Genomic DNA, 19781 nt, shown 5'->3' on the forward strand with positions numbered 1-19781 from the left:
CGGACAGCCTGAAGCAGCTGGCCGATCTGGCCAAGTTCCCGTTCATGACCAAGACCGACTTGCGGGATCATTATCCGTTCGGTCTCTTCGCCGTGCCGCGCAGCAAGGTGGCGCGCCTGCACGCCTCGTCGGGCACCACCGGCAAGTCGGTGGTGGTCGGCTACACCAGGAACGACCTGGACAACTGGGCCAATGTGGTGGCGCGCTCGATCCGCGCCGCCGGCGGCCTGCCGGGCGACATGGTGCACGTGGCCTACGGCTACGGGATGTTCACCGGCGGCCTCGGCGCCCACGCCGGCGCCGAGCGCCTGGGCTGTACCGTGGTGCCCATGTCCGGCGGCCAGACCGAGAAGCAGGTCCAGCAGATCATGGATTTCCGTCCGGACGTGATCATGGTCACCCCGTCGTATTCGCTGGTGATCGCCGAGGAGTTCGAGCGCCTGGGCATCAAGCCCGACGAGATCTCCCTCAAGGTCGGCATCTTCGGGGCCGAGCCCTGGGGTCAGGGCATGCGCGCCGAGATCGAACGCAAGCTCGGTATTGACGCCATCGACATCTACGGTCTGACCGAAGTCATGGGGCCGGGCGTGGCCTGCGAGTGCATCGAGTCCAAGGACGGCCCGGTGATCTGGGAAGACCACTTCTATCCCGAGATCATCGACCCCGAAACCGGCGAAGTGCTGCCCGACGGCGAGGAGGGTGAGCTGGTGTTCACCTCCCTGACCAAGGAGGCCTTCCCGGTCATCCGCTACCGCACCCGCGACCTGACCCGCCTGCTCAAGCCCACCTCCCGGGCCTTCCGGCGCATGGGCAAGATCGTCGGCCGCTCCGACGACATGCTCATCGTGCGCGGTGTGAACGTATTCCCGACCCAGATCGAGGAGCAGATCCTGCGCGAGCCGCGCCTCACCGGCAACTACCAGATCGTGCTGACCCGTGACGGCCACCTGGACAACGTGGAGATCCGCTGCGAGCTGCAGCGCGAGCTGTCCGGCAATGTGGGCCGCGGCACCATCGAAGAGATCAGCCGCGGCGTTGCCCAGCACATCAAGACCATCATCGGTATCAGCACCAAGGTGAACGTGATGGACTTCGACAGCATCCCCCGCACCCAGACCGGCAAGGCCCGCCGGGTCATCGACCAGCGCCCCAAGCAGCTCTGAGAACGCCGAATAAATCTACTGCGCGTCCCGATCTCGCAACTCCGGTGCTCGCTGTACTCCAGTACAGCTCCGCTCCTCATTGCGACCTCGGGTCTGCTCGCGACGATTTCTTCAGCATTCTCTCTTAAAGAGGAACAGTTCAAATGAACGAAGCTTTTATCTGCGACGCCGTCCGCACCCCCATCGGCCGCTACGGCGGCACTCTGGCGAGTGTGCGGCCGGACGACTTGGGCGCGGTGCCCCTCAAGGCCCTGATGGCTCGTAATCCGCAGGTGGACTGGACGGCCGTCGAGGACATCATCTACGGCTGCGCCAACCAGGCTGGCGAGGACAACCGCAACGTGGCGCGCATGTCGGGCCTGCTGGCGGGGCTGCCCATCGACGTGCCGGGTACCACCGTCAATCGCCTGTGCGGCTCCGGCATGGATGCGGTGGGCCTGGCGGCCCGCTCCATCAAGTCGGGCGAGACCGAGCTGATGATCGCCGGCGGCGTGGAGAGCATGTCCCGGGCGCCCTTCGTGATGGGCAAGGCCGAATCGGCTTTCTCGCGCCAGGCTGCCATCTACGACACCACCATCGGCTGGCGTTTCGTCAATCCGCTGATGAAGAAGCTTTACGAAGTCCACTCCATGCCGCAGACCGCGGACAACGTGGCCGCCGACTTCGGTATCTCCCGGGCCGATCAGGACGCCTTTGCCCTGCGCTCCCAGCAGCGCTGGGCCGCCGCCCACGAAGCCGGCCGCTTTGCCGACGAGCTGGTGCCGGTGGAGATCCCGCGGAAGAAGGGTGACCCCATCCTGTTCACCACCGATGAGCACCCGCGCCCCGACACCACCCTGGAGATGCTGGCCAAGCTCAAGGGCGTCAATGGCCCCGAGCTGACGGTGACGGCCGGCAACGCGTCGGGCGTCAATGACGGTGCCTGCGCGCTGCTGCTGGCCTCCGCAGCGGCGGTGGGCCAGTACGGCCTGACGCCGAAGGCGCGGGTGGTGGCCATGGCCACCGCCGGCGTGGCGCCGCGCATCATGGGCTTCGGCCCGGCGCCGGCGGTGCGGAAGGTGCTGGCGAAGGCCGGCCTGAGCCTGGACCAGATGGACGTCATCGAGCTCAACGAAGCCTTTGCCGCCCAGGGCCTTGCTGTGCTGCGCGACCTGGGCCTGGCCGACGACGACGCCCGGGTGAACCCCAACGGCGGTGCCATCGCCATGGGGCACCCCCTGGGTATGAGCGGTGCCCGTCTGGTCACCACCGCCATTTACGAGCTGCACCGCCGCGGTGGCCGCTATGCCCTGTGCACCATGTGCATCGGGGTGGGGCAGGGCATTGCAATGATCATCGAGCGTGTTTGAAGCACAACCATAAAGAGGAGACAAACCCATGAAGACCATGATGAAAAAGTTTGCCGTCGGCGCCGTGCTGGCCCTGGGCAGCCTGGCTGCCATTGCCAATGAGCCGATCAAGATCGGTTCCGTGCTGTCCGTCACCGGCCCGGCCGCCTTCCTGGGCGACCCCGAGCTGAAGACCCTGCAGCTCTACGTGGAAGACATCAACAAAAAGGGCGGCGTGCTGGGCCGTCAGCTGCAGCTGGTGCACTACGACGACGGCAGTGACGCCAACAAGGCCAACGGTTTCGCCAAGCGCCTGCTCGACGACGACAAGGTGGACATCCTGATCGGCGGCACCACCACCGGCGCCACCATGTCCATGGTGCCCCTGGCCGAGAAGTCCGGCACGCCCTTCATCTCCCTGGCCGGCGCCGTGGTGATCATCGAGCCGGTCAAGAAGTTCGTCTTCAAGACCCCCCACACTGACCGCATGGCTGCCGAGAAAGTGTTCGAGGACATGAAGAAGCGCGGTCTGACCAAGGTGGCACTGCTGTCCGAGACCTCCGGTTTCGGTCAATCGGGCAAGAAGGAGACCGAGGCGGTGGCAGGCAAGTACGGCGTGACCCTGGTGGCCAACGAGACCTACGGCCCCAAGGACACCGACATGAGCCCGCAGCTCACCAAGATCAAGAACACCGCCGGCGTGCAGGCCGTGTTCGTGTTCGGTCTGGGCCAGGGCCCGGCCATCGTCACCAAGAACTACAAGCAGCTCGGCATCACGCTGCCCCTGTACCAGTCCCATGGTGTGGCCTCGGATGAGTTCCTGAAGCTCGCCGGCCCGGCGGCCGAAGGCGTGCGCCTGCCGTCCCCGGCCCAGCTGATCCCCGAGAAGCTCCCCGCCAATGACCCGCAGAAGCCTGTCGTGACCGCCTACGCCAAGGCCTACAAGGATCGCTACAAGGAGGATGTGTCCACCTTCGGTGGCTACGCCTACGACGGCCTGATGATCGCTGTGGATGCCATCAAGCGCGCCGGCGGTACCGACAAGGCCAAGGTCCGCGATGCCATCGAGGCGACCAAGGGCTTCATCGGTACCAGTGGCAAGTTCAACATGTCGCCCACCGACCACATGGGCCTCGACCTGTCCTCCTTCCGCATGCTTGAAGTGAAGGCCGGCGACTGGACCATCAGCCAGTAATCCCCACAAGACGAGAAGGCGTCGGCCGCAAGATCGACGCCCGGAGAACAGCATGAGCAAGGTGGTAATCACTGAAGTCCATGGCAAGGTCGGGCTGATCCGCATCAACCGGCCCGAAGCCCTCAACGCCCTCAACAACGAGGTCGTGGATGGCATCGGTGCGGCCATCGACGGCTTCGAAGCCGACGAGAACATCGGGTGCATCGTCCTGACGGGCAACGAGAAGGCCTTTGCTGCGGGAGCCGACATCGGCTTCATGAAGGACTTCGACTACATGCACGCCTACAAGACCGATTTCATCACCCGCAACTGGGAGCGCATCAAGACCACCCGCAAGCCGGTGATCGCGGCGGTGGCGGGCTTTGCCCTGGGCGGCGGCTGCGAGATGGCGATGATGTGCGACATGATCTTCGCCGCCGATACGGCGAAGTTCGGCCAGCCGGAGATCCGCCTGGGCACCATGCCCGGCGCCGGCGGCACCCAGCGCCTGCCCCGTGGGGTGGGCAAGGCCAAGGCCATGGACCTGTGCCTGACTGCCCGCATGATGGACGCCGCCGAGGCCGAGAAGGCCGGCCTGGTGGCCCGCATCATCCCCGCTGAGCAGCTGCTGGACGAGACCCTCAAGGCTGCGGCCACCATCGCTGGCTTCTCCCTGCCGGTGGTCATGATGATTAAGGAGTCGGTCAATCGCGCCTTCGAGAGCAGCCTCAACGAGGGCCTGCTGTTCGAGCGCCGGGTCTTCCACTCCGCCTTCGCCCTCGAAGACCAGAAGGAAGGCATGGCCGCCTTCGTCGAGAAGCGCAAGCCGGCTTTCCGGAACTGCTGAGGTTGCCATGGCAAACCCTTACGAAACCCTGGAAATCGAACGCAGCGGCCGCGTGGCCACCCTGTGGATGAATCGCCCGGACGTCTTCAACGCCTTCAACGAGCAGCTCATCGCCGACCTGCACCAGGCCTGCGCCGAGCTGGACGCCGACGCCGGCGTGCGGGTGGTGGTGCTGGCGGGGCGGGGAAAGCACTTCTCCGCCGGTGCCGACCTCAACTGGATGAAGCGCGCCTCGGCCTATGGTGAAGCCGAGAACATGGCCGACGCCCGCCGTTTTGCCGGCATGCTGCGAGCCCTGTCGGACATGAACAAGCCGACCATCGCCCGTGTCCAAGGGGCGGCCTTGGGGGGCGGCACCGGCCTCGCTGCGGCCTGTGACATGGCGGTGGCTGCAGACAATGCCTCCTTCTCCACCTCGGAAGTGAAGTTCGGAATCATCCCCGCGGTGATCAGCCCCTACGTGCTGCGGGCCATCGGCCCGCGTCACGCCCTGCGCCTGTTCCAGAGCGCCGAGCGGATCAGCGCCGCCCGTGCCCTGGAGATGGGGCTGGTGGGGGAGGTCGTCCCGCTGGACGCCCTCGACGCGGCGGTGGCCGCCCTCGCCGAGACCCTGGTGGCCGGCGCGCCCCAGGCCCAGAAGGCCGCCAAGGACCTGATCGCCGCCGTCAATGGGCGCCCCATCGACGACGCGGTGAGCGAGGAGACGGCCAGCCGCATTGCCCGGCGGCGCGCCACCGATGAAGCCCGGGACGGCATCGCCGCCTTTCTTGAAAAACGTCCCCCGGCCTGGCTGCAATAAGCAGCGGGCGGATCTGTCCAACCTACACAGGAGAGACACCTCATGTATACCCAATCCTTCAGCGTGCCGGACAACGCCGGCCAGAAGAACGTGGCGGCCGTCCCGTCCACGGAAAACCCCGAACTGATGGCGGCCTTCGATGCCCGCATCGACGCCGACGGCCGCATCGAGCCCCAGGACTGGATGCCCGAGGCCTACCGCAAGACCCTGGTGCGCCAGATCAGCCAGCACGCCCACAGCGAGATCGTCGGCATGCTGCCCGAGGGCAACTGGATCTCCCGCGCCCCCAGCCTCAAGCGCAAGGCCATCCTGATCGCCAAGGTGCAGGACGAGGGCGGCCACGGCCTCTACCTGTATTCCGCCGCCGAGACCCTGGGCACCAGCCGTGACCAGATGCTCGAAGGCCTGCACTCCGGCAAGGCCAAGTACAGCTCGATCTTCAACTACCCGACCCTCAACTGGGCCGACGTGGGCGTGATCGGCTGGCTGGTGGATGGCGCTGCGATCATGAACCAGATCCCCCTGTGCCGCTGCTCCTATGGCCCGTACTCCCGCGCCATGGTGCGGGTGTGCAAGGAAGAGTCCTTCCACCAGCGCCAGGGCTACGAGGCCCTGCTGGTGATGATGCAGGGCACCGAAGCCCAGCGCGCCATGGTGCAGGACGCGGTGAACCGCCTGTGGTGGAAGTGCCTGGCCATGTTCGGGCCGCCCGACGCCGACAGCCCCAACAGCGCCCAGGGCATGCGCTGGGGCATCAAGCGCATCAGCAACGACGAGCTGCGCCAGAAGTTCGTCGATGCCACCGTGCCCCAGGCCAAGGTGCTCGGCGTGACCCTGCCGGACCCGGACCTCAAGTGGAACGAAGAGCGCCAGCACTACGACTACGGCCAGATCGACTGGCAGGAGTTCTGGAACACCGTGGAAGGCAACGGCCCCTGCAACAAGGAGCGCCTCGCCACCCGCGTGAAGGCCCACAACGATGGCCAGTGGGTGCGCGACGCCGCCCTGGCCTACACCCGCAAACAACAACAACGCGCACAAAAGGAGGCAGCATGAACACCCCCGCACTCAAGGAATGGCCCCTCTGGGAAATCTTCGTCCGCAGCAAGCAGGGCCTTGAGCACAAGCACTGCGGCAGCCTGCACGCCGCCGACGCCGCCCAGGCCCTGCACATGGCGCGTGACGTGTACACCCGCCGCCAGGAAGGCGTGAGCATCTGGGTCGTGCCGTCCATCGCCATCACTGCCAGCAACCCGGATGACAAGGGCGAGCTGTTCGATCCCGCCGCCGACAAGATCTACCGTCACCCGACCTTCTACGAAATCCCGGAAGAAGTGGGGCACATGTGATGAGCGCACCTGCCGAGTACATCCTGCACCTGGCCGACAACGCCGTGGTGCTGGGCCAGCGCAACGCCGAATGGTGTGGCCACGGCCCCATCCTCGAGGAAGACATCGCCATGGGCAACGTCAGCCTCGACTACATCGGCCAGGCCCGGCTGCTGTATCAGCTGGCCGCCACCCGCCTGGGCGGCGACGCCACCGAGGACAAGCTGGCCTACTTCCGCGACGAAACCCAGTTCCGCAACTACACCCTGCTGGAGCTGCCCCACAACGGCCCGCTGGTGGGCTACGCCGTGTCCGACCGGGACTACGCCACCACCGTCGTGCGCAACTTCCTCTACGGCGCCCTGATGGTGCTGGTGTGGGACGCGCTGGAGAAGTCTCCTGACGCCGACCTGGCGGCCATCGCCGCCAAGTCCCTGAAGGAAGCCCGCTACCACCTGCACCATGCCGCCGACTGGCTGGTGCGCTTCGGTGATGGCACCGAGGAATCCCATCGGCGCGCCCAGGCGGCCGTGGATCACCTCTTCCCCTACACCGAAGAGTTCTGGACCCCGAGCGTGGCCGAGGATGCGGCCGTGGCCGCCGGTGCCGGCGTGGATGTGCGCAGCCTGCGTGCTGCGTGGGACGCCATCGTCAATGAGACCCTGAGCGAGGCCACCCTGGTGCGTCCGCAGGTTCGCGGCTACGTGCCCGAAGGCAAGCACGGGCGTCATTCCGAGCACCTGGGCTACCTGCTCGGCGAGATGCAGGGCCTGGCCCGCGCCCACCCGGGCGCCACCTGGTAAGGCCGAGACCATGAGCACAGTCGTGGAACAGGTCTGGGCCAGCCTCGCGCATCTGACCGACCCGGAGATCCCGGTGGTGACCCTGCGCGAGCTGGGCATCCTCCGGAATGTCACCGAAACGTCGGACGGGGTGGAGGTGGTCATCACCCCCACCTATACCGGCTGCCCGGCGATGGGGCTGATCGAGGACGACGTCAGGGCCGCGCTGGTCAAGGCCGGCATCCCGGCCCGCGTCATCACCCGTCTGGCCCCGGCCTGGACCACCGACTGGATCAGCGACGAGGCCAAGGAGAAGCTGCGTGTCTACGGCATCGCGCCACCGCACACCACCCGGCCGGACGTCAGCGTCGTCAAGTTCATGCGTCATCGCCCGGCGCCGGACGCGGTGGCCTGCCCGCGCTGTGGCTCCACTCACACCGTCGTCTCGTCCCAATTCGGGTCCACGGCCTGCAAGGCACTCTACAAGTGCCTCGACTGCCAGGAACCCTTTGACTATTTCAAGCCCTACTGACGCCCGTGAATAAATCTACTGCGCGTCCCGAGGCTGCGATTCCGGTGCTCGCTGTACATCACGTACAGCTCCGCGCCTCGTCGCAGCCTCGGGCCTGCTCGCTACGATTTCTTCATGGGCTTTGCCGGGGCGGTGTTTCAGGAGTTTAAAAACGCCATGTCAGCACTCCGTTTTCAAGAACTTGCCGTCAAGCGGGTCAGCCCCGAGGCGGCCGGCGCGGTGGCCATCACCCTCGCCATTCCCGAGGCCGAGCGGGAGCGCTTCGCCTTCGAGCCGGGTCAGTTCCTGACCCTGCGCGCCACCATCAATGGCCAGGACGTGCGCCGCAGCTACTCCATCAGCAGCCCGCGCAGCCGCCTGGCCAAGGTGGGTGAGCTGGAGGTCGGCATCCGCCCCGTCGAGGGCGGTGTCTTCTCCAACTGGGCGGCCAGCTCGGTCAAGGCTGGTGACACCCTCCTGGTCATGCCGCCGGACGGCCGCTTCACCGTGCGGAAGAAGCGCGCCATCCACCGGGTCGGCTTCGCCGCCGGGTCGGGTATCACGCCCATCCTGTCGATTGCCGCCACCACCCTCGAGGAGCAGCCCGAGAGCAAGTTCACCCTGGTCTATGGCAATCGCCGCATGTCCTCGGTGATGTTCAACGAAGCCCTGCAGGATCTGAAGGATCGCTACCGCGACCGCCTCACCCTGATCCACATCCTGTCCCGTCAGGCCCAGGAAGTCGACCTGCTGCAGGGGCGGATCGACGGCGACAAGGTCCGCGAGATCATCCGGACCCTGCTGCCCGTCGGCTCCATGGATGAAGTCTTCATCTGCGGCCCGGACGAGATGATCACCGCCACCGAAACGGCTCTGGTGGAGGCGGGTGTGCCCGCCGACCGCGTCCGCACCGAGCGCTTCACCGCCGGCCTGCCCGCCGGTGCCAAGCCCGTGGGCGCCGCTACGGCTGCTGCCAGTGCCGCCGCCGCGGCCAAGGACATTGCCCTCACCGTCATCCTCGACGGCAAGGAGCACGAGATCGCCATCGGCGCCGACGAGCATGTGCTCGACGCCGCCCTCAATGCTGGCCTCGATCTGCCCTTCTCCTGCAAGGCCGGCGTGTGCTGCACCTGTCGCGCCAAGGTGCTGGACGGCTCCGTGGTGATGGACAAAAACTTCACCCTTGAAGCCCCGGAGGTGAATCAGGGTTTCGTACTCAGTTGCCAGGCCCGCGCCACCAGCAAGCGTCTGCTGGTGAGCTTCGACGAGCGCTGAGGGCGCGTCGTGATCGAATGAACTCGACCCCACTGAGGCCATGCCTCGGTGGGGTCGATTCCGTATGGGCGCTCTGACGGTGGCCGGAGGAACTGTGGGGGCGACTTCAGTCGCCCGCGGATTTCAATCAGGGGCATGCCGGTGATCGGGGCGCGGATGGGCGACTGAAGTCGCCCCTACAGTCGCCCCTTCGGGAGCGGCTGCAGGGATCATCAGACGACGCGTCAACCTCAGGAAATCAGGTTCAATCGACCGACACGCGGCCAGGCATCAACGCCGCTTGGGTGGCTCCGCCTTGGCTTTGGCCGGTGGGGCAGGGGGCTTGCCGGCCCCTTTGGCGGGCTTGTCTGCTTTTTCAGGGCGCGCCGGCTTGTCGGTTTTCTCGGGCTTGCCGGCCTTGGCGGTGGGCTTTTCGCGTTCATCAACGCCCCGTTTGCCCTTGCCGGCTTTCTCCGCGCTGCTGCGGGACGGAGCACTGTCCTGCACCGCTACCTTGCGTTCCACCACCATCGGGCGGCCATTCTTGCCCCGAACCACCGTGCGCTGGATCAGTGTGCGGGGCGGCGGAGGCTCCACCGCACCGGCCTGGGGCTTGGTGGGCAGCAGGTTGGCCAGGGTGATGCGATCACCCTCGCTTTCAGACGGCACGATCAGGGTGTAGCCGCTGCCGATGCGAGCCCGGGGCGACAGGCCATTGACCTGGCGCAGGCGGGTGGCGGAGATGCCGAGACGGTCGGCTGCACTTTCCAGCCCCTCGCCGTCACGCAGCTCGTAGGTGCGCCAGCTGGCGCTGGCCGGGTCGTGGCGGGAGAGGTTGATCAGAAAGGCTTCGACCTTGCTTGCCGGAATCACCAGGGACTGGGAGCCGTTGGTGGGCAGTACCGGGCGCTTGTAGCCGGGGTTGAGGGCCAGGATCTCGTCCACCGAGGTTTCGGCCAGGCGTGCGGCGGTGGCCAGATCGAGGGCGACGCGGCTTTCGACGGTGACGAAGTAGGGGCGGTTGGGGATGTGGGGCAGGGTGATGCCGAACAGCTCCGGCTGGGCCACGATGTTTTTCAGGGCCTGCAGCTTGGGAACGTAGTAGCGGGTTTCCCCGGGCATGTTGAGATGCTGGTATTCGGTGGGCAGGCCGGCGGCCCGGTTCTTGGACACCGCTCGCCCCACTGCACCCTCACCCCAGTTGTAGGAGGCCAGGGCCAGGTGCCAGTCTCCATGCATCTCGTAGATGGTCTGCAGGTAGTCGAGGGCGGCGTTGGTGGAGGCGATGACGTCGCGACGCTCGTCCACCCACCAGTTCTGCTCCAGGTTGTAGCTCTTGCCGGTGGACGGGATGAACTGCCACAGGCCGGAGGCCTGGGCCGAAGACAGGGCCATCGGGTTGAAGGCGCTTTCCACCATGGGCAGCAGGGCCAGCTCGGTGGGCATGCCGCGGCGTTCAAGCTCGTCAACGATGTGATAGAGGTAGCGCTGGCCGCGGGTGAAGATCTGGCGCAGGGCGGCCGGGCGGTTGATGTAGTAGATCTGCCGGTCGGTCACCAGGTCGGTGTTGAGGTCCGGCATGGCAAAACCGCGGCGGATCCGTTCCCAGAGGTCGTCCGGCTCGACTGTCAGGTCGACGGTGGGCACCCGGACGTGCTGCTCACGGATTTCGAAGGTCTGGGGGGCCTGGAGGCCAACCGCTTCGCCCATCGTGGATGCGGGATCGAAACGCAAGGGCATTTCGACGGCGGCATCGTTGGCCTGCAGGGCACCTGAAGCAAAAATGAACAGGAACAGCGCGATAACTCTCGGATACATCGGGCTTTGTCGCGCGAAAAGCAAAGGCGGGATTTTATCTGCCCATGGACGGGGGGGTCAAACCGGTATTTGCATCAAAAAAGGACAATCCGTCCGGTCCGGGGGCGGGGCGTCGATTCTGGCGCCAAACGACACCGAAGATGCCCCATTTGGGGCACAATCCAACCACTGCCGCGCAGCCGCGCCCCACATAAGCTACTGCACCGAGACGCTCCCGTGAAAGCCCTGTTGATCGAGGACACCCTGACCAGTGCGACCTTGGTGTCCCATCAGCTCCGCAAGATAGGCATTGAACCCATCGTGGCCCGGGACGGAGAAAAGGGCATCGAGCAGTTCAAGCTCGAGCGTCCTGACCTGATCCTTCTCGACATCATCATGCCCGGCATGGATGGTTTCGAGGTTGCCCGACGCATCCGTCAGCTCGAACAGGCGGGCGAATGGACGCCAATCATCTTTCTGACCGCTCGCACCAGTGATGCAGACCTGGAAAAGGGCATCGCGGTCGGAGGAGACGACTACCTCATCAAACCGGTTTCCGAAACCGTGCTGGCCGCCAAGGTGCGGGCCATGCAGCGCATCGCCCAGATGCGTTACTCCCTGCTGGTGCTGACGCGCAAACTGGATGAGGCCAACCAGGAACTGACCCGGCTTTCATCCCTCGATGGGCTCACCTCCATCGCCAACCGCCGTCAGTTTGACGAAACCCTGTTGCGGGAATGGCGCCGTGCCAGTCGCCAGGGAAAGCCCCTGGCCCTGCTATTGTCCGATGTGGACAGATTCAAGCAATTCAACGACGGCTACGGGCATCAGGTGGGCGATGAGTGCCTCAAGGCCGTTGCCCGCACGTTTACGGGCGTGCTGCGCCGCCCGGCCGACCTGGTGGCGCGCTATGGCGGCGAGGAGTTCGCCGTGATCCTCCCGGATACCGATATCACCGGCGCCCTGCAGGTGGCGGAGGGGATGCGTTCGGCGGTGGAAAACCTGCGCATCACACACCGCTATTCGCAGGATGGCGGCGTGGTGACCGTGAGCATTGGCGTGGCATCGGTGATCCCGGGGCGCACCGAGGGCCGGCCGGCCGATCTGCTCAAGGCCGCCGATGACGCCCTCTACCAGGCCAAGGAGAGCGGACGCAATCGCATCGCCGCGACGGCGGTACGCATTCCGCCCTGAGATTCGGACTTGGTCAGAAACGGTTTTTCCACTCCCGCAGGGCGGTAAACACCGCCTCCGGCCCGTTCAGGGCATGCCCGGCCTGGGCCTCGGCCTGACGGATGACTTCTTCTTCACGGGTACGCAGGAAAGGGTTGGAGCGGCGCTCGCCATCCAGCCGGAAGGGCACGGTGGGGCGCTCGTCGGCACGCAGGGTCTGACACAGGGCCATGCGTTCGGCAATGGCACTGTTGTTGGGCTCGACGGCCGCGGCAAAGGCCAGATTGGAAAGAGTGTATTCGTGGGTGCAATACACCTGGGTGTCGCCCGGTAGCTCGGCAAGCCGTTCCAGGGACGCATGGAGCTGGGTCGGCGTGCCATCGAAGATGCGGCCACAGCCGGCGGCAAACAAGGTGTCGCCGCAGAACAGAATGGGGGCGGCATAGTAGGCCACATGCCCGGCGGTATGGCCGGGAACATCAATGACCTGGAATTCCGCACCCGGAACCGACACCTGATCGCCGTCGCCCACCCGCCGGGTGATCGACGCAATGTCCTCCCGCGCCGGGCCATATACGGGCACCGGATGTGCCGCCAGCAGGGCGTCGACACCGCCCACGTGGTCGGAATGGTGATGTGTGATCAGGATGGCAGCGAGCGTCAGCCCTTCGTCGGCCAGATAGCGCAGCACCGGTGCCGCATCGCCCGGGTCAACAACGGTTGCGGTGGCACCATGGCGAAGCAGCCAGATATAGTTATCGCGAAACGCGGGAAGAGGGATAATCTGCATCCCCTGATTTTAGTCGTTTCCTGAGCGTTCGCACCCTGATGTCGCCTTCAGAGTCCTTTCCCGGCCTGCATGCCTGGCTCGATACCCCCCTCGGGCGCTATGTGATGGCCTGGGAAGAGAGTTGCGTTGACGCGCTGGTGGCCGATATTTTCGGCTACAACGCGGTGCAGCTGGGCCTCCCGGAAGCCGACTTTCTGCGGGCCAACCGCATGCCCCTGCGTTTTCGGGCGGGCGCGGGCGAGGTGCAACTGGAAACCGATCTGGAAGCGCTGCCCTTTGCGGCCAACAGCCTTGATCTGGTTGTGCTGCCCCATGTGCTGGAGTTCGCCGGCCATCCTCACCAGGTTTTGCGCGAGGTCGAAAGGGTGCTGGTGGCGGACGGTCACGTGATCATTGCCGGCTTCAACCCCCTGAGCCTGTTCGGTCTGCGCCGCACCCTGGCCCGGGAATGCGGCGCCTATCCCTGGCATGGCCAGTACCTGAGCCCCGGCCGCCTGAAGGACTGGCTGGCCCTGCTCAGCTTCGAGATCGGCAGCCAGTGTTCGGGGTGCTTCGTGCCGGCGATGGAGCAGCAGAAGTGGATTGACCGCCTTGGCCTGCTGGACCGGGCGGGCTCGCGCTGGTGGCCCATCGGTGGCGGCGTATATGTGATCCATGCCATCAAGCGGGTGCATGGCATGCGCCTGATCATGCCCCGCTGGGACCGCAAGGCCCGCGCCCGGGCATTGGCACCCATCATCCAGAGAACCGGGGGCGTCGCTGACACCGGCCCCCGAAAGACCACTGACGAGAACGATTTTGGACGAGATTGACATTTATACCGACGGTGCCTGCTCCGGCAACCCGGGGCCTGGCGGCTGGGGTGCGCTCCTGCGCGCCGGCCCCCACGAGAAGGAACTGTGGGGCGGCGAGCCCGCCACCACCAACAACCGGATGGAACTGCTGGCAGTGATCCGCGCCCTGGAGGCCATGAAGCGTCCCGTGTCAGCACGGGTCCACACCGATTCCCAGTATGTGCAGAAGGGCATCTCCGAGTGGATCCACGGCTGGAAGGCGCGGGGCTGGAAGACCGCCTCCAAGGCCCCGGTGAAGAACGAAGATCTGTGGCGTGCCCTGGATGCGGAGGCGGCCCGGCACCAGATCAAGTGGTTATGGGTGAAGGGCCACGCGGGCCATGTGGAGAACGAGCGTGCCGATGCCCTGGCCCGGCGCGGGGTGGAGGCCGTCAGGAAGACGGGCAGGGTTGTGGAATCGGAAGAGGCTGCGGGAGTGAAGGCATGAGACAGATCGTTCTGGATACGGAAACCACCGGCCTGGACTGGAAGAGTGGCGACCGGGTGATCGAGATCGGCTGCGTCGAGTTGCTCGACCGCAAGCTTACCGGCCGGCATTACCACGTCTTCATCAACCCCCAGCGCGAGATCGACGCGGGCGCCATGGCCGTTCATGGCATCACCAACGAATTCCTGGTGGATAAGCCCCTCTTCAAGGACATCGTCGAGGAGTTCGAGGCCTTCGTTGCAGGTGGCGAGCTGGTGATCCACAACGCCGCCTTTGACGTCGGCTTCCTGAACCACGAGCTGGGCCTGCTGGGCCGCCCCGTCCTCACGGCGCAATGCCCGTCGGTGATCGATACCCTGAAGCTTGCCAAGGAGCAGAACCCGGGCAAGAAGGCGTCCCTCAACGCCCTGTGCGCCCTCTACGAAATCGACAACACGCATCGCACCCTGCACGGGGCTTTGCTCGATGCGGAGCTGCTTGCCGACGTGTACCTGGCCATGACCCGCGGTCAGGAAAGCCTGATCATGAGCCTGGACGAACCCCCGCCCCGGATGGACGACGGCAGTGGCAGCGGCTTTGTCGAGCGGCCGCCCCTGCGCGTGCTGCGAGCGTCACCGGAGGAACTGGACGGCCACGAGCGGGTGCTGGGGGAGATCGCCAAGGCCAACAAGGGGAACTGCATGTGGATTCCCCCGGCACCGACGGCCGCTAGCTGAGTGTGCGCTGCTTCCGTGGGGGCGACTTCAGTCGCCGGCGGACTTTGATCAAAGGCATGCCGGTGATCGATCCGGGGATGGGCGATTGAAGTCGCCTCTACAAGTCGCCCCTACAGATCGTGTTTGCTGCAGAGGCCGTACCGTCAGCCGAGCGCGTCTCTAACCGCGTCCGCCAGGGCCAGGCAGCTCGTCAGGCCCGGGGACTCGATCCCGAACAACTGTACCAGGCCGGGCAGGCCATGGGCCTGCGGGCCGAGCAACATGAAGTCGGCTGCCGGTTCGTTCGGGCCGTGGATCTTTGGCCGGATGCCGGCATAGGCCGGCACCAGTGCCCCGTCCGGCAGGCCCGGCCAGTAACGCCGAATGGCCGGGTAGAAGGCTGCGGCCCGCGCCGGGGCCACGTGGTAGCCCGGTGCATCCACCCATTCCACATCGGGCCCGAAACGGGCCTGGCCCGCCAGATCCAGGGTCAGGTGGACACCGAGGCCGGCGCTTTCCGGCACGGGATAGATCAGGCGCGTGAAAGGGCTGCGGCCCTGCAAGGCAAAGTAGTTGCCCCGGGCGTAGTGGGCCGTGGGCAACAGGCCGGCCGGAAAGCCATGCGTGCGCTTCGCCAGGGGTACCGCCCCCAGCCCGGCGGCGTTGATCACGCGGGCCGCGTGCAGGCGCATGGGCCCGGCGCCGCCCACCTCAAGCATATGGCCGTCAGTGCCGCATTCCATGGACTGCACCGGCGCATGGGTGACGAGGGTGGCGCCCGCAGCCTCGGCATCGGCGAGCAAGCTGAGCATCAGCGCATGGCTGTCCACGATGCCAGTATCCGGAGACAGCAGGGCGCCCACGCAGCTCAGGGCGGGTTCCAGGGCACGGGCTTCGGCGGCGTCAAGACGCTGCACGCTGGCAACACCGTTGGCCCGGGCCTGGCGGGCGATGTCGTCCAGCATCGGAAGCTGGGCTGCCGAGGTGGCCACCACCAGTTTTCCGAGCCGCTGGTGGGGCACATGCCGATCTGCGCACCAGGCATACAGGGCCTCACGACCGGGCCGGCACAGGCGGGCACGCAGGGAGCCGGCCGGGTAGTAGAGGCCGGCGTGGATCACCTCGCTGGAGCGGCTGGAAATGCCGGTGCCGAAGGTCTCGGCGGCTTCGAGGATCAGCACCTCGCGCCCGGCACGGGCCAGGGCTCGGGCGCAGGCGAGGCCGATCACCCCGGCACCGATGACGACGCAGTCGACCCGGGCGCTCACAGGCTTACGCTGCCGTCCGGGCACGCGCCGGACTTCTCCAGCCGGCGCAGGGTGGGCAGCAGATCCAGGCCGGTCACAGCCTTGAGGTTCGCGGCACGTGACTTCAGGGTGGCCAGATCACAGGATTGCCCGTCAGCGGGAGAGGCCAGGGCGACGACATTGCCGCTGTCGCATTCCGGCAGATCCAGTACCCGTCCGCCGAAGGCCTTGCGGAGGCGCTGTAGCTGGGCCTTGAAGCCCCGCAACTGCCCGAAGAGATTGACACTGAGGACGCCGTCTGCCGCCAGCCTCGCCCGACATGCGGCGTAGAAGGGCTGTGTGGCCAGGGCACCGGCCCGGGCATGGCGGTCGAAGCCATCCACGGCGATCAGATCCCACTGGCGCGGATCGTCCTGGACGAACTCGGCCCCGTCGCCGATATGCACCTCAAAGCGCGCATCCTCGTCCGGCAGGCGGAAATACTGGTGGGCCACCGCATGCACCTCCGGGGCGATTTCCACCACCGTGACTCTTGCCTGGGGCAGGTGGTGGTAGACGAACTTGGCCAGGGAGCCGGCGCCCAGGCCGATCAGCAGCACGCGGGCGGGCCAGGGGGCCTCGCGAAACAGCAGCCCGGCCATCATCTCGCGGGTATAGGTGAGTTCAAGGGCGTTCGGCTTGCGCAGGCGCATCGCGCCCTGCACCCAGTCGGAGCCGAAATGCAGGTAGCGGACGCCAGACTCTTCACTGATGTCGATGGGAATGTTCATGAAAAATCCGGTGTATTCTGTAGTGCACTGCAACAGTGCCGCCTGGCGGCGTCCAGGATGTAAACATGACCACCTTTGAACACTTTAACGACGAGCTTGCTTCCATCGATATGGAGATTGCCCGTCTGGCCCAGTTGTGCGGGATCCACCTGCTTGAGCCCGGTGTCGCCGAGGCCGTATTGCGGGGTGATTCGACCCTTTGCAACTCCGACAACCCCCTTGCCTGGGAGAAGTTGCGTGGGCTGCTGGTGCTGCATTACCACGTGGTCAGCGAAGCGGCCGCCACCGACGGCGTCGAGGCTGCGGCGGAGGGCGTGCGCAGGGCGCTGGAGAGCGTCCGCGAACGCATGAACCCGAAGCAGCAGTAGCGCAGCCATCTCATTCACCGGTCTTGGGTGAATAAGCCCGGCCGGTGGGGCGGAACAGGGGTGTGCTGCCCGGCCGTACGTCCACCTTGACCCAGCCCATGAAGGGCGAGCCGAAGGTTTCCACACGGGTGAAGTTGCCCACGGCGGAGCCGTCCTTCGGATCACGTAGTGGCGTGTCGATGCGATGCACATGGCTGTCGCCGTGCACCAGCAGCACTTGGCCGGCAAAGCGGCGCGTTTCGGCCAGTAGCTGGGTCAGCAGCTCCCGATAGGCGTGGTTGCCCTTGCCGTCGGCAAAATCCTCGATGTCCGGGTTGGCCTGCATCACCAGCACCACCCCCTCCAAGCCGGCACTGCGCGCCCGGGCAAAGCCGGCCTCAATCCACGCCCTGACCGCTGCACTGCGCGCCAGGTATTCCGCCCCGGGTGTCTTCTTGCGCCCGTAGTTGTTGCCGCTGCCCGGCACGTTGACGGTCAGGAACAGCACCGGGCCGATCTGCCAGCGCTGGTGCTCCCGATAGGCGGCAAAGGCCGCGTCATCGGCCTGGGTGTCCACGGCCATCGGATACTGGCCGTGGGTCTTGCGGGGGTCGGCAAAGAACACCCGGCGCAGCTTTTCCAGGCGCTCCAGGGGGTCGTAGGCGCCGTTGCTGGTGCGATGACAGTCGGTCCAGTCGTTGTCGCCGGGCACGAACACGAAGGGGTGATGGCTTGTCCTGAAAAGGGCCAGCCGGTCTTCGTAGAGGGCGTCGTCGCAGCGCTCCCCGCCGTTCTTGATGTCGCCGTCGTGGATCACCACCTTGAGGCGCTCGGCGTCCATCTCGGCGATCACCGCCGGCAGGTGGGTGCGCTCGAAGCGGTTGTAGGGCGTGTCACCCAGGACGCCAAAGCTGAAGGGCTCGGCGGCGTGCCCCGTCATGGCGGCGAGGGTGGTGAGCAGGGCGAGTGCAGTCCGGCGCATGGTGCCTGGTCTAAGCGCTGAGGCGCTTCAGCTCATACAGGGCTTCGAGGGCTTCTCGGGGCGTCAGAGCGTCCGGGTCGATCCCGGCCAGGGCGCCGAGCACCGGATGACCGGGCAGCTCGGGTTCATCGGCGGGCAGGCTGGCAAACAGGTCGGCCTGGGGGCCGGCGGAGATCTCCCGGTTCTCAAGGGCGCGCAGGCGACGCTTGGCGTCCCGCACCACGGCACCCGGAATGCCGGCTAGGGCGGCCACCTCGATCCCGTAGCTCTGGCTGGCGGGGCCTTCCTCCAGGGCGTGCAGGAAGACGATGCCGTGGTTGTGCTCCACCGCATCCAGGTGCACGTTGGCGCATTCCGGGTAGTCCTGGGCCAGACGGGTCAGCTCGAAGTAGTGGGTGGCAAACAGGGTCCAGCAGCGGTTCTTGTCTAGCAGGTGGCGGGCAATGGCCACGGCCAGGGCCACCCCGTCGAAGGTGGAGGTGCCGCGGCCGATCTCGTCCATCAGCACCAGGCTCTGGTCGGTAGCGCCGTGGAGGATGGCGGCGGCCTCGGTCATCTCGACCATGAAGGTGGAGCGTCCGGAGGCCAGGTCGTCGGAGGCGCCGATGCGGGTGAAGATGGCATCCACCGGCCCGATGCGGGCGGCGCTTGCCGGCACGAAGCAGCCCACGTGGGCCAGCAGCACGATCAGCGCCACCTGGCGCATGGTGGTGGATTTACCACCCATGTTGGGGCCGGTGATCAGCAGCATGCGCCGGGTGGGGTCGAGGCGGCAGTCGTTGGCGATGAAGTTTTCCACCTGCCGCTCCACCACCGGGTGGCGCCCGGCCTGGATCTCGATGCCCGGCTGGTCGCTGAAGCGGGGCATGGCGTAGTTGTAACGGGCGGCGGCTTCGGCAAAGGCCGACAGGCCATCCAGCAGGGCGCAGGCCCGGGCGATGCGTTGGAAGCGCGGAATGTCGGCGGCGAGGGCGTCGAGCACACCCTCGTAGAGCAGTTTTTCCCGGGCCAGGGCGCGCTCCTGGGCCGACAGGGCCTTGTCCTCGAAGGCCTTGAGTTCCGGGGTGATGAAGCGCTCGGCGTTCTTCAGGGTCTGGCGGCGGCGGTAGTCCTCGGGCAGCTCGCCCTTGGCGGCGTTGGCAGCGGAGATCTCGATGTAGAAGCCGTGGACCCGGTTGAACTCCACCTTGAGGTTGGCAATGCCGGTGCGCTCCCGTTCCCGGGCTTCCAGCTCCAGCAGGAAGGCGCCGCAGTTGGTCTGGATGCCGCGCAGCTCGTCCAGGTCGGCGTCGAAGCCTTCGGCGATCACGCCGCCGTCCCGCAGCACGGTGGAGGGTTCGGCAGCAATGGCGCGGGTCAGCAGATCCAGGGCCTCGTCGGGTGTGGCGAGCTCTTCGAGCATGCGCTCCAGCAGCGGTGCCTGGGGGCTGCCCAGGGCGGCGCGCAGCTCGGCCAGGCGGCCCAGGCTGTCGCGCAGGGCGGACAGATCCCGCGGGCGGGCGCTGCGCAGGGC

General features: G+C 66.4%; 21 protein-coding genes. 15 read left to right on the top strand and 6 right to left on the bottom strand.

The window, feature by feature from the left end; translation table 11 throughout:
- The 10 genes from J0L98_RS17305 to J0L98_RS17350 form a co-directional block, all read left to right on the top strand.
- Window positions 1-1163: AMP-binding protein (locus J0L98_RS17305; RefSeq protein ID WP_296413096.1), on the top strand; the 1163-nt coding region annotated here is incomplete at its 5' end.
- Window positions 1164-1306: 143 nt separating this feature from the next.
- A complete protein-coding gene (gene pcaF / locus J0L98_RS17310) occupies window positions 1307-2512 on the top strand; it encodes a 3-oxoadipyl-CoA thiolase (RefSeq protein WP_296413097.1) in 1206 nt (401 codons plus the stop codon).
- Window positions 2513-2540: 28 nt separating this feature from the next.
- Window positions 2541-3686 carry an ABC transporter substrate-binding protein gene (locus J0L98_RS17315; protein WP_296413098.1) on the top strand — a complete coding sequence of 382 codons (1146 nt, stop codon included), beginning with the start codon at window positions 2541-2543 and terminating at the stop codon, window positions 3684-3686.
- Window positions 3687-3738: 52 nt separating this feature from the next.
- Window positions 3739-4512 carry an enoyl-CoA hydratase gene (locus J0L98_RS17320; protein ID WP_296413099.1) on the top strand — a complete coding sequence of 258 codons (774 nt, stop codon included), beginning with the start codon at window positions 3739-3741 and terminating at the stop codon, window positions 4510-4512.
- A gap of 7 nt (window positions 4513-4519) precedes the next feature.
- Window positions 4520-5311: an enoyl-CoA hydratase/isomerase family protein gene (locus J0L98_RS17325; protein WP_296413100.1), complete on the top strand. Its 792-nt coding sequence runs from the start codon at window positions 4520-4522 to the stop codon at window positions 5309-5311.
- Window positions 5312-5353: 42 nt separating this feature from the next.
- On the top strand, window positions 5354-6367 hold the full coding sequence (gene paaA / locus J0L98_RS17330; protein ID WP_296413101.1) for a 1,2-phenylacetyl-CoA epoxidase subunit PaaA: 1014 nt from the start codon (window positions 5354-5356) through the stop codon (window positions 6365-6367).
- Window positions 6364-6660 carry a 1,2-phenylacetyl-CoA epoxidase subunit PaaB gene (gene paaB / locus J0L98_RS17335; RefSeq protein WP_296403169.1) on the top strand — a complete coding sequence of 99 codons (297 nt, stop codon included), beginning with the start codon at window positions 6364-6366 and terminating at the stop codon, window positions 6658-6660. The genes paaA and paaB overlap by 4 nt, the downstream gene beginning before the upstream one ends.
- Window positions 6660-7442: a 1,2-phenylacetyl-CoA epoxidase subunit PaaC gene (gene paaC / locus J0L98_RS17340; RefSeq protein WP_296413102.1), complete on the top strand. Its 783-nt coding sequence runs from the start codon at window positions 6660-6662 to the stop codon at window positions 7440-7442. The genes paaB and paaC overlap by 1 nt, the downstream gene beginning before the upstream one ends.
- Before the next feature lie 10 nt (window positions 7443-7452).
- Window positions 7453-7953 carry a 1,2-phenylacetyl-CoA epoxidase subunit PaaD gene (paaD, locus tag J0L98_RS17345; RefSeq protein ID WP_296413103.1) on the top strand — a complete coding sequence of 167 codons (501 nt, stop codon included), beginning with the start codon at window positions 7453-7455 and terminating at the stop codon, window positions 7951-7953.
- A gap of 156 nt (window positions 7954-8109) precedes the next feature.
- Complete coding sequence (locus J0L98_RS17350) at window positions 8110-9207, top strand: 2Fe-2S iron-sulfur cluster-binding protein (protein WP_296413105.1); 1098 nt, start codon at window positions 8110-8112, stop codon at window positions 9205-9207.
- Between the two features lie 270 nt (window positions 9208-9477).
- On the opposite strand, the gene J0L98_RS17355 is transcribed toward J0L98_RS17350, so the two are convergent.
- Complete coding sequence (locus tag J0L98_RS17355; RefSeq protein WP_296413107.1) at window positions 9478-11004, bottom strand: transglycosylase SLT domain-containing protein; 1527 nt, start codon at window positions 11002-11004, stop codon at window positions 9478-9480.
- A gap of 216 nt (window positions 11005-11220) precedes the next feature.
- Between J0L98_RS17355 and J0L98_RS17360 the strand changes: the two genes are divergently transcribed.
- Window positions 11221-12177, top strand: a complete 957-nt coding sequence (locus tag J0L98_RS17360) for a diguanylate cyclase (protein WP_296413108.1) — start codon at window positions 11221-11223, stop codon at window positions 12175-12177.
- A 13-nt stretch (window positions 12178-12190) separates the two neighbouring features.
- Here the strand turns inward: J0L98_RS17360 and gloB are convergent, their stop codons facing one another.
- Window positions 12191-12946: a hydroxyacylglutathione hydrolase gene (gloB, locus tag J0L98_RS17365; RefSeq protein WP_296413109.1), complete on the bottom strand. Its 756-nt coding sequence runs from the start codon at window positions 12944-12946 to the stop codon at window positions 12191-12193.
- A 38-nt stretch (window positions 12947-12984) separates the two neighbouring features.
- Between gloB and J0L98_RS17370 the strand changes: the two genes are divergently transcribed.
- Genes J0L98_RS17370 through dnaQ form a run of 3 tightly spaced genes read left to right on the top strand, consistent with a single transcriptional unit; the run spans window position 12985 to window position 14943 of the window.
- Complete coding sequence (locus J0L98_RS17370; RefSeq protein WP_296413110.1) at window positions 12985-13758, top strand: methyltransferase domain-containing protein; 774 nt, start codon at window positions 12985-12987, stop codon at window positions 13756-13758.
- A complete protein-coding gene (rnhA, locus tag J0L98_RS17375; protein ID WP_296403184.1) occupies window positions 13745-14227 on the top strand; it encodes a ribonuclease HI in 483 nt (160 codons plus the stop codon). The genes J0L98_RS17370 and rnhA overlap by 14 nt, the downstream gene beginning before the upstream one ends.
- Entirely contained in the window at window positions 14224-14943 is a 720-nt protein-coding gene (dnaQ, locus tag J0L98_RS17380; protein ID WP_296413111.1) for a DNA polymerase III subunit epsilon, read from the top strand. The genes rnhA and dnaQ overlap by 4 nt, the downstream gene beginning before the upstream one ends.
- 143 nt (window positions 14944-15086) lie before the next feature.
- Here the strand turns inward: dnaQ and J0L98_RS17385 are convergent, their stop codons facing one another.
- Window positions 15087-16190, bottom strand: a complete 1104-nt coding sequence (locus J0L98_RS17385; protein ID WP_296413112.1) for an NAD(P)/FAD-dependent oxidoreductase — start codon at window positions 16188-16190, stop codon at window positions 15087-15089.
- Complete coding sequence (locus tag J0L98_RS17390; protein WP_296413113.1) at window positions 16187-16972, bottom strand: fused MFS/spermidine synthase; 786 nt, start codon at window positions 16970-16972, stop codon at window positions 16187-16189. The genes J0L98_RS17385 and J0L98_RS17390 overlap by 4 nt, the downstream gene beginning before the upstream one ends.
- A 32-nt stretch (window positions 16973-17004) precedes the next feature.
- On the opposite strand from J0L98_RS17390, the gene J0L98_RS17395 reads away from it, so the two are divergent.
- Window positions 17005-17307: a hypothetical protein gene (locus tag J0L98_RS17395; protein ID WP_296413115.1), complete on the top strand. Its 303-nt coding sequence runs from the start codon at window positions 17005-17007 to the stop codon at window positions 17305-17307.
- 10 nt (window positions 17308-17317) lie between these two features.
- Here J0L98_RS17395 and J0L98_RS17400 read toward each other — a convergent pair whose 3' ends face one another.
- Both J0L98_RS17400 and mutS read right to left on the bottom strand, forming a co-directional pair.
- Complete coding sequence (locus J0L98_RS17400; protein ID WP_296413116.1) at window positions 17318-18268, bottom strand: hypothetical protein; 951 nt, start codon at window positions 18266-18268, stop codon at window positions 17318-17320.
- A gap of 10 nt (window positions 18269-18278) precedes the next feature.
- A partial coding sequence (gene mutS, locus J0L98_RS17405; RefSeq protein ID WP_296413117.1) for a DNA mismatch repair protein MutS occupies window positions 18279-19781 on the bottom strand: 1503 nt, incomplete at its 5' end.

Source organism: Zoogloea sp., assembly GCF_017302315.1.
Lineage (GTDB): Bacteria > Pseudomonadota > Gammaproteobacteria > Burkholderiales > Rhodocyclaceae > Zoogloea.

Excerpts from the sequence above, each read along its gene's own strand:
- pcaF (WP_296413097.1), top strand. The coding sequence starts at position 1,307 with ATGAACGAAGCTTTTATCTGCGACGCCGTCCGCACCCCCATCGGCCGC.
- J0L98_RS17315 (WP_296413098.1), top strand. The coding sequence starts at position 2,541 with ATGAAGACCATGATGAAAAAGTTTGCCGTCGGCGCCGTGCTGGCCCTG.
- J0L98_RS17320 (WP_296413099.1), top strand. The coding sequence starts at position 3,739 with ATGAGCAAGGTGGTAATCACTGAAGTCCATGGCAAGGTCGGGCTGATC.
- J0L98_RS17325 (WP_296413100.1), top strand. The coding sequence starts at position 4,520 with ATGGCAAACCCTTACGAAACCCTGGAAATCGAACGCAGCGGCCGCGTG.
- paaA (WP_296413101.1), top strand. The coding sequence starts at position 5,354 with ATGTATACCCAATCCTTCAGCGTGCCGGACAACGCCGGCCAGAAGAAC.
- paaB (WP_296403169.1), top strand. The coding sequence starts at position 6,364 with ATGAACACCCCCGCACTCAAGGAATGGCCCCTCTGGGAAATCTTCGTC.
- paaC (WP_296413102.1), top strand. The coding sequence starts at position 6,660 with ATGAGCGCACCTGCCGAGTACATCCTGCACCTGGCCGACAACGCCGTG.
- paaD (WP_296413103.1), top strand. The coding sequence starts at position 7,453 with ATGAGCACAGTCGTGGAACAGGTCTGGGCCAGCCTCGCGCATCTGACC.
- J0L98_RS17350 (WP_296413105.1), top strand. The coding sequence starts at position 8,110 with ATGTCAGCACTCCGTTTTCAAGAACTTGCCGTCAAGCGGGTCAGCCCC.
- J0L98_RS17355 (WP_296413107.1), bottom strand. The coding sequence starts at position 11,004 with ATGTATCCGAGAGTTATCGCGCTGTTCCTGTTCATTTTTGCTTCAGGT.
- gloB (WP_296413109.1), bottom strand. The coding sequence starts at position 12,946 with ATGCAGATTATCCCTCTTCCCGCGTTTCGCGATAACTATATCTGGCTG.
- J0L98_RS17370 (WP_296413110.1), top strand. The coding sequence starts at position 12,985 with ATGTCGCCTTCAGAGTCCTTTCCCGGCCTGCATGCCTGGCTCGATACC.
- dnaQ (WP_296413111.1), top strand. The coding sequence starts at position 14,224 with ATGAGACAGATCGTTCTGGATACGGAAACCACCGGCCTGGACTGGAAG.
- J0L98_RS17395 (WP_296413115.1), top strand. The coding sequence starts at position 17,005 with ATGACCACCTTTGAACACTTTAACGACGAGCTTGCTTCCATCGATATG.
- J0L98_RS17400 (WP_296413116.1), bottom strand. The coding sequence starts at position 18,268 with ATGCGCCGGACTGCACTCGCCCTGCTCACCACCCTCGCCGCCATGACG.